The organism is Faecalimonas hominis (genome assembly GCF_054660755.1).
This window is the reverse complement of the sequence record NZ_BAAHSH010000078.1, coordinates 1-8782: the sequence shown is the minus strand read 5'-3', so window position 1 is coordinate 8782 and position 8782 is coordinate 1. Positions and strand designations below refer to the sequence as shown.

At 37.1% G+C, this 8782-nt stretch carries 7 protein-coding genes and 2 pseudogenes; 8 read left to right on the top strand and 1 reads right to left on the bottom strand.

The genetic code is table 11. From position 1 onward, the window contains the following. Window positions 1–53: 53 nt before the first annotated feature. The gene (locus tag ACYQ35_RS11435; protein ID WP_009757417.1) at window positions 54–476 is read right to left on the bottom strand and encodes a hypothetical protein; all 423 of its coding nucleotides are present in this window, start codon (window positions 474–476) and stop codon (window positions 54–56) included. 168 nt (window positions 477–644) lie between these two features. On the opposite strand from ACYQ35_RS11435, the gene ACYQ35_RS11430 reads away from it, so the two are divergent. From ACYQ35_RS11430 to ACYQ35_RS11395, 8 genes and pseudogenes are all read left to right on the top strand, one after another. Next, window positions 645–1322: a response regulator transcription factor gene (locus ACYQ35_RS11430; protein ID WP_459833671.1), complete on the top strand. Its 678-nt coding sequence runs from the start codon at window positions 645–647 to the stop codon at window positions 1320–1322. Window position 1323: 1 nt separating this feature from the next. Then, window positions 1324–2445, top strand: a complete 1122-nt coding sequence (locus ACYQ35_RS11425; RefSeq protein WP_459833669.1) for a sensor histidine kinase — start codon at window positions 1324–1326, stop codon at window positions 2443–2445. A gap of 18 nt (window positions 2446–2463) precedes the next feature. Beyond that, window positions 2464–3033, top strand: a complete 570-nt coding sequence (locus tag ACYQ35_RS11420; RefSeq protein ID WP_459833664.1) for a hypothetical protein — start codon at window positions 2464–2466, stop codon at window positions 3031–3033. Continuing rightward, window positions 3015–3707: pseudogene (locus ACYQ35_RS11415) on the top strand (YSIRK-targeted surface antigen transcriptional regulator); the annotation flags it as partial. The gene ACYQ35_RS11420 and the pseudogene ACYQ35_RS11415, both read left to right, overlap by 19 nt. Before the next feature lie 53 nt (window positions 3708–3760). Beyond that, window positions 3761–4441 carry an ABC transporter ATP-binding protein gene (locus ACYQ35_RS11410; protein WP_009757413.1) on the top strand — a complete coding sequence of 227 codons (681 nt, stop codon included), beginning with the start codon at window positions 3761–3763 and terminating at the stop codon, window positions 4439–4441. Between the two features lie 3 nt (window positions 4442–4444). Continuing rightward, a complete protein-coding gene (locus ACYQ35_RS11405) occupies window positions 4445–6910 on the top strand; it encodes an ABC transporter permease (RefSeq protein WP_459833660.1) in 2466 nt (821 codons plus the stop codon). Between the two features lie 175 nt (window positions 6911–7085). Continuing rightward, window positions 7086–7467: pseudogene (locus ACYQ35_RS11400) on the top strand (rubrerythrin family protein). Between the two features lie 152 nt (window positions 7468–7619). Then, window positions 7620–8699: a DUF7601 domain-containing protein gene (locus ACYQ35_RS11395; protein WP_459833657.1), complete on the top strand. Its 1080-nt coding sequence runs from the start codon at window positions 7620–7622 to the stop codon at window positions 8697–8699. Window positions 8700–8782 lie beyond the last annotated feature (83 nt).

Here is an 8782-nt window from a genome sequence, read left to right as displayed (position 1 = left end):
TAATAGACCCTTATAGGGTTAAAGCAAGCCACCGGCTAAGCCGGTGGTCTTGACTAATTGAGTATCTGACAGTCAGTTAAATCGATATCGCTTAAGTCTTCGCGTTTTGCACTGATGCTCAGGTAGAAATCGATATGATGAAGTTTACTGATGGTTTTGAGCCTTTCTACGAAACGAGGCATGTTTTCCAGTGAAATGTCGGATTGCTTTAAAATACCATCAATAAAAATACACTCAATGTCGTGATTACAACTAACCATGCCGTAGATAAAACCGGTGTACTCATCGATGTTTCGGATAGATGGGTAATCAGCCATACATATTGCTCTTATATCAAAAGAAACATTGTATGTATCATTATGGCTGTTTTTGATGAAAACTACATTTCCGTCCAATGTTTTTGCTTTCTCATTAGCAAAATCAATCATTTGTTGTGTTTTACCACTGCCCTTTGGGCCTACTAATAAATTTACCATAGCACTATCTCCTTTATGTATATTTCGTTCTGTCTTGATACTTATTATTATACAACAAACCGAGAAAATGAGCAATAAATTATCTAAAAAATATAAAAATAATACTTTTAATTTGTGCAAATTAATGTATAATACCAGTGGTATGAATGAATTAGGAGGGAAGACAAGATGATTCAGATTTTGATAATAGAAGATGACAGGCATATAGGAGAAGGATTGCAGTTTCTTTTAGAGAGTGAAGGATATTGTGCGGAACTGGCAATGAGTGTTTCGGAGGGAAGAGAGAAACTGGAAAAAGGGAAGACGCAGTTGCTGATTCTCGATGTGAATCTTCCGGACGGAAGCGGTTTTGAATTTTTTCAGAAAATACAGTCGAAAAAGATACCGGTTATTTTCCTTACGGCGCTGAACGAAGAGAAAAACATTGTGAAGGGATTTAATTTGGGGGCAGATGAATATATTACGAAACCTTTCCGGCCAAGAGAACTTGTCTCCAGGGTGAAAAATGTAATCCGGCTTACGGGAATTGAGGACAGCAGGAAACAGGAACTGATTATCGGAAATGTATCCATTCATTTAGAAGAGAAGGTTGCTTATAAGAATGGGAAACAGTTGGAACTGACTGCGCTGGAGTACAAAGTTTTATTATTGTTTTTTGAAAACCGTGGAAGAATTTTAACAAGAAATCAAATATTGTCCCATATATGGGACGATTCGGGAAATTTTGTTAATGATAACACGCTGACTGTTTACATAAAAAGGTTGAGAGAGAAGATAGAGGATAATCCTTATGAACCGGACATAATTAAAACGGTAAGGGGAATGGGATATAAAATAGGAGGCTAATGTGGAAAAGAAAAAATGGTTGGGAATACTCTGTTGCTGTATGATATTTAATTTTTCCGTATGTATTTTGTTTGGAATGGCAAAAGAAAGAAAAATAAACGGGTGGCTGTACGATACGACAGAAAAAATTTTGTCGGCTTACGGTGAGGAGCAGGGCGAAACGGACATATTAAGAAAATATGGGGTGGAGAAGAGCGATTTCAGTCCGATATCCATGGCGCTTGAGATTACGGGTATTTGTCTGCTGAATGGCATTTTATTTTTTTCGGTCAGTTGGTATGACAAGAAAAAACAGAGTGAAAAACTGCGGGAAATGGAAAGATATTGTGAGGACATTTTGTCCGACAGAGAAACGTTGCAGTTACATGATAATGAAGAAGGAGAAGCCAGCATTTTGAAAAACAAAGTATATGACATTACAATGCTTTTAAGGGAAAAGAATGCTTATTTGGAGGAGAGCAAATGTGAGTTGGAGAAATTTCTGGCGGATATTTCACATCAGTTAAAAACGCCAATTACTTCTTTACATATGGCAAATGAATTGCTGCGAATGGATTTGCCGCAGGAGAAAAAAGATTTGTTTTTGGACAATATGCAAAAGGATATGATGAAGATAGAGTGGCTTGTAAAAGGAATAATAAATTTGGCTAAGTTAGATTCCCGGACACTTACATTGAAAAAGGAAGAAATTTTGGTAAAAGATTTGATAGCGGAAGTTGAAGACAGATTTTGTGCTTTATGCGAAATTACGGGAAGCATCATTGAAAAGAACGGAAAAGAGAACTCAAAGGCGTGGTGCGATTTTCGGTGGACAAAAGAAGGCATATGCAATATCGTAAAAAATGCTATTGAACATGGTGCGACAAAAGTAAAAATATCGTGGGAAGAGAATTATATCTATACGAAAATAAGTATATGGGATAACGGAGAGGGGATTGATGAAGAAGATTTGCCTCATATCTTTGAGCGGTTTTACAAAAGTAAAAATGCTAAGGAGGACAGTGTCGGACTTGGACTTGCATTCACAAAAAGCATTGTAAAACATCAGGGCGGGGATATAGAGGTTCACAGCGAAAAACAGAAAGGAACGGAATTTGTCCTGAAATTTTTTGCGGTATATTAAAACGAAAGAGGTTAATACATGAGGATAAATGAACAGGATTTAAAGAAAATTAAGGCATTACACGTTGCACTGAAGATGCCGGTGTGGGTATTAGATGAAAAGACGAACGAGATTTTGAAAAGTTATACATCTATTTACAAATATCCCATTTCTTATGAATTTAAAAAAAGAATTATCGCACAAAATGCTGTTGAATTTTACAGTGGCATATTAAATGAAATTTTTCTCTGTCTAAAATATAAAAATGTAAAGATTGTCATGGGGGCTTTCCGAATCAATAACGTTTCGAGAAAAACATTTTCCCTTGTCTATAATAATATGACGGAGAAGAATAAAAAAATGTTAAAAGAAGAGGAATGCTGGGAATATTATTCGACACTTCCGGTGTATCCGTTGGGAGATATTAGAGATTATCTTTCCCTGTTGGGATTTTTGTTTGATATGGAACTGGAAGACGGTTATTCGGCAGAACTGCATAAACAGGTGGAGGAAAATCAGCTTGAACTGAAAAACCATTTTCTGAAGGAAAACTTTACAATACATTTAGAGTTGAGCGCTATACTTTTTATTATGAAAATCAAATTATGAATCTTGTAAGTCAGGGGGATCTCGAAAAGTTGAAAAGCGGTCTGGCGGAACTTGGGACGAGTGTTTTTCCAATTCTGACAAGCAGTTCTCTTCAAACGGAAAAAAATTATACGATTACTATTTTGGAAAAATTATCCTCTTTGGCAATTCAAATGGGGAAAGACATTTTATCTGTGATTAAACTTAGAAATTACTATATTAGAAAATTAGAGAAGCAAGAGGACTTTATGGGGGTTTTGGTCACAAGAGACAGTGCTATTATCCATTTCACAAAAGAACTTCACGGGGTATCTGTCCGTGCAAAATCTTCGCTGATTCAATGCGTTTTGCAGTACATTAACCTGAAAATTTATGACAGCATAAAGATATCGAAACTGGCAGAGCAATTCTATCTGTCAGAAAGTTCGCTGCGCCGGAAATTTAAAGAGGAAGTAGGCATGTCCGTTAATGAATATATCAATCATAGAAAGATTGAGGAATCTAAAATGATGCTGCAGTCCGGAATTCCCATAGGAGAAATTTCAAAAAGACTCAGTTTTTATGACTTATCACATTTTTATAAAACATTTAAGAAACATACCGGGATAACTCCGCAATATTTTCGGGATACAATAGCCACACCGGAAATGCCTCCTGAAAAAAATAACAATAAAATATCGACAGAGTCACTTTAAAGTCACTTTCGTCAGATATGATGGTACTGTCAAAAGGAAAAAGGAGGACAGTTATGGAAATTTTAAAAGTGGAAAATCTATGTAAAACATATGGAGTAAACGATACGGAAGTGAGGGCTTTGGATAATGTGAGTTTTTCTGTAGAAAGAGGAGAGTTTGTTGCGATTATAGGTGCTTCGGGAAGCGGAAAGTCTACATTGCTTCATTTGATTGGAGGAGTGGACAAAGCGACGTCGGGTAAGATTTATATTGACGGAACAGAAATTTCTGAATTAAATCAAGACAAAATGGCAATTTTTAGAAGAAGACAGTTAGGGCTGGTTTATCAATTTTACAATTTAATTCCAATTTTAACTGTGGAGGAAAATATAGTGCTGCCGTGTCGATTGGACGGTAAACAGGTGGAAAAAGAAAAATTAGAAGAAATGCTCTCTATATTAAACCTGACGGACAGAAGAGGGCATCTGCCAAATCAGTTGTCAGGAGGGCAGCAGCAGAGAGTTTCTATCGGAAGAGCGCTAATTAACCACCCGGCAATTGTGCTGGCAGATGAACCGACAGGGAACCTAGACAGTAAAGCGTCAAGAGAAATTATTGACCTGTTGAAAATGACAAATCGAAAATATGACCAGACCATTCTTTTGATTACGCATGATGAGAATATTGCGCTGGAGGCAGATAGAATTATCACTATCGCAGACGGAAAAATCGTAAAAGATGAGAAAGTGAGGTAGTTTATGAATATTTTAAATGAACTCACGGTAAAAAGTCTGAAGAAGAATAAGAGAAGAACGGTTCTTACGATTTTTGGAATTTTACTCTCGGTGGCGCTAATTACGGCGATAACAACTTTTGTATCCAGTATGCAGGGAAGCCTTGTCGATTTTGTAAAGAAAAATTCGGGAAATTATCATATTCTGGTTGAAAATGTGCCGAAAGATAAGCAGAAATATCTTTTGCACAACGAAAAGGCAGAAAAGAAAATCGTTATACAGACAATCGGCAATGCGAAACCTCTTTCATTACAGTATGAAGAGGGAGTAAACGAAGAAAATGCAACGAAGATTAAAGTGCGTGCGGTAAAAAAGGAAAATTTTTCGGATTTGGGAATGATTTTACAGAGTGGGAAATTTCCACAGAGTGAAAATGAAATTGTAATTCCCGAACATTTTTGGGGAGATTACACCACAAAAATCCGAGTGGGCGACAAACTGAAATTAAATATTGACGGCAAAGAAAAGGAATATACCGTGTCGGGTATTTCAGGAATGTCGGCAGTTGAATTCCACAGTGAAGAGGGGATGCTCGGGTGTAGTTTGTTTACAATATCCGATGATGAAAAAATCAGTGAAAATATAGATGTTGCCATGCTGATGAAAAATCCGAAAGATACATTTGCATTTCGGGAAATGCTTGAAAAAGAATTGGGATTACATGAGTTACAGATTAATAATATACTGCTTGACTTTCAGGGAGCAGTCGTAAATGCGAATGTGTTAGTCGTATTGAAAGTACTGGCGGGAATGGTTATCGGCATTATTTTACTGACCTCAATTTTTGTCATTAAAAATAGTTTCGATATTTCTATTACAGAGAGATTGAAACAGTACGGCATGCTGGTGAGTGTCGGAGCAACCTCTAAGCAGATACGGAAAAATGTTTTGTTTGAGGGAGTAGTTTTAGGTATTATAGCCATTCCTCTCGGCGTCCTGCTTGGCGTAGGGGCAATCTGGTGTACTCTTCAGGTTGTTATGAAGATTTTAGAGGGAACGTCGTTTGGCGGGGAAGTTGAATTAAAAATGTATGTGTCCGTTGTGGCAATTCTTATTGCCGTGGCGATAGCGATTGTTATGATTTATATTTCTTCCCTTATTCCGGCAAAGAAAGCACAAAAAGTTTCGCCTATGGAGGCAATTCGTGAGGCGAAAGATACAAAATTGGAAGCGAAGAAACTTCGTACATCAAAACTATTCCGAAAAGTTTTCGGGATAGAGGGAGAGATTGCGAGAAAAAATTTAAAGAGAAGTCGAAAAAAATACAGAATAACCGTATTTTCCATTTTCATCAGTATTGTACTATTTTTATCTATCAGTTCCGTAAGGATATACGGACAGGAAATGCAGAACATGAAATTTGCGAAAATGGACTATAACTTGATTGCACATTATGATGAGGACGATTTGGGAAAACAGGGAGAAATTTTCAGAAGAGCAAGCAAGGTAGACGGAGTAAAGAAAGCGGAGATTGTAAAAGTTTGGATAGGAGATCCGAAAAATATTTCTTTTACAAAGACGGCAGAAAAGAGCAGAGGCATAGAAGAATTTACGCAGGAAGAGAAAGATAAAGAAGCGCAATATGTATTTTATTCCCTTTCCAACGAAACATATAAAGCGTTTGCAAAGGAATTGGGATTGTCCTATGAAGAAGTAAAGGATAAAGGTATTTTATGTGATACAAGTATTTCTTTTGTTCGGGATGAAGAAGATGAGAAAGCGAAAAAGACAAAATACCATGAACTGGCGGTGAAAGAAGGGGAAAAATTACAGTTTGACGGCGGAGAAATTGAGATTGTCAAACGTGCAGACAGGTTTCCATTTACACAAAACTTTTATTACGGGGTAAATGTGATTGTGTCGGAGGAGTGGATGTCTCATCGGGATTTCAGATATGACGGGCTATATATAGATGCCGAGGACACAATGAAAGTTCGTGAGAACATGGAAAGAATAACAGGAAAAGACGGCTGGACGTATATGGATTTTGCAGAACAGGCGAGAGAAAATAACAGTATCAATCTGATTATTTCCATTTTCTTATATGGATTTGTGGCGGTCATTTCCATTATCGGTATTACGAATGTATTTAATACGATTACGACAAACGTGGCATTGCGCAGCAGAGAATTTGCTACGCTGCGGTCTGTCGGAATGACGGATAAAGAATTTAAGAAAATGATATGGTATGAAAGTTTTCTGTATGGAACGAAATCGCTTTTATATGGCGTTCCGGTTGGATTAGGTCTGTCATACATTTTCTACAGACAGTTTACGAACATTTTGGAAATGTCATATATTGTGCCGTATCAACAGGTAATTATCTGCATTCTGTTTGTATTTATCATTTTGTGTTTAACGATGCAGTATGCGGTGAAAAAGGTAGAAAAACAGAATATTATCGAAACAATCCGGAGTGAAAACATATAGGGTTAAACAGAGGGAACGCGATAAATGTATTGCGCTCTCTTTTTGTATGTATAAAGTGGGAAAACAATGTAAGAAACGATTGCTTTTGGCTGAAAGTGTTGTGTACAAGACAGATGTGTATTATAAGAAGATGAAGAAAAATGTAAAAGAGTATGACAGAAGGAGGAGAATATATATGTCTAAATATGCAGGAACAGAGACAGAGGAAAATTTAAAGAAAGCGTTTGCGGGGGAGTCTCAGGCAAGAAATAAGTACACATACTTTGCTTCCGCAGCGAGAAAAAACGGATTTGTACAAATTGCAAATATTTTTGAAGAGACTGCTAATCAGGAGAAAGAGCATGCAAAAATGTGGTTTAAAGAATTGCTTGGAATAGGAACTTTGGAAGAGAATTTAACAGATGCCGCTCAGGGAGAAAACATTTAAAGGAGATGCCCCGAAAGGTTGGAAATGTAATAATTGCGGCTATATTCATAAAGGTGATGAGGCGCCGGAAGAATGCCCGGTATGCGCGCACCCAAAGGCATACTTTGAAAGAAAAGCAGAAAATTATTAGAAATAACGATAAGAAGACTATGTGATAACTAAATGCAGACGATAACAATGTTATCATTCAAAAAAAGCCAGAGTGGGAGGTAGAAAAAACATGATTTAAAACAGATAGAAAACTGTGTAACAAAAGAAAAATATTTATAAGGAGACAATATTATGGGTTTAAAAAGAAAATTACTTGGGGTAACAACGGGAGCAATGTTACTTTGCTCAATGATTGGAGGAAGCGTTTTAGCAGCAGGTCATGTGACGACGGGCGGAAATCTTCAGATTGAAAAATATGTTGTATTAGATGGTGGTTCAATCGTTCCAAATCAAAAATTTAGTTTTAAAATCGAGCCGCTTGACGTTCAACCAAATACAAAAGAGAATAATCTGGAAGTCAAAAAAGGAAAAGAACTGCAGGGTGCAGATGCAATTCAGTCAGGGCAGTTTGACAAGGATACGCAGACAACCGATGAGGGCGGAAAGAAAGTGGCAAAGGACACAACTGCACAATTTGACTTTAGCGGAGTTCAGTTTGAGCATAACAAACCGGCAATTTACAGATATAAAGTATCGGAAAATGCGGGACAGGGTACAGGAATGTCCTATGATAACACAAAATATCAGTTGGACGTATATGTAGATAAAGATGGAAATCCGACATCTCTTGTGGCTAAAAAGTTAAATGATCAGAATCAGGCAGAAGGAGAAAAAGTACCTTTAAAATTTGTGAATACTTATAAAACAGAAAGCCTGACAGTAGAGAAAAACGTAACGGGTGCTTCCGGAGAAACAGAGAAAGCATTCGAGTTTCATATCACGGTAAAAGAAAACGATTCTCTGAAAAACGGCTCTGCCATTCAGGCAAAATTACATAAAGCAGGCACACAGACAGAGGACGTTCAGATTGTTGTAGGAACTGAAGCAACATTTTCACTGAAAAGCGGAGAAAAACTGGTAGTGCCTGAACTTCCAAAAGATACTGACTATACATTGTATGAAACTGAACACGGACAGAATGGATATACAACAACAGTTACGGTAAACGATCAGAACAAAGACAATGCAGATACAAATAGAGAATATAAGGTTGTAGAGAATACAAATAAAGTTGTATTTACAAACAACAGAGATGAAATCACACCAACAGGTATTCTTTTAAATGTGGCTCCGTATGCAGCAGGAGTAATTTTAGCAGCATTTGCAGCAGTTCTCTTCTTAGCAAAGAAAAGAAGAAATCGTCGGGCATAATATAAAATCATATGGAAAGAGCGGAGGGGGGACAAATACACTGTCTCCCCTCGAGTAAGTTAGCACGAAAGACTAACTATTAA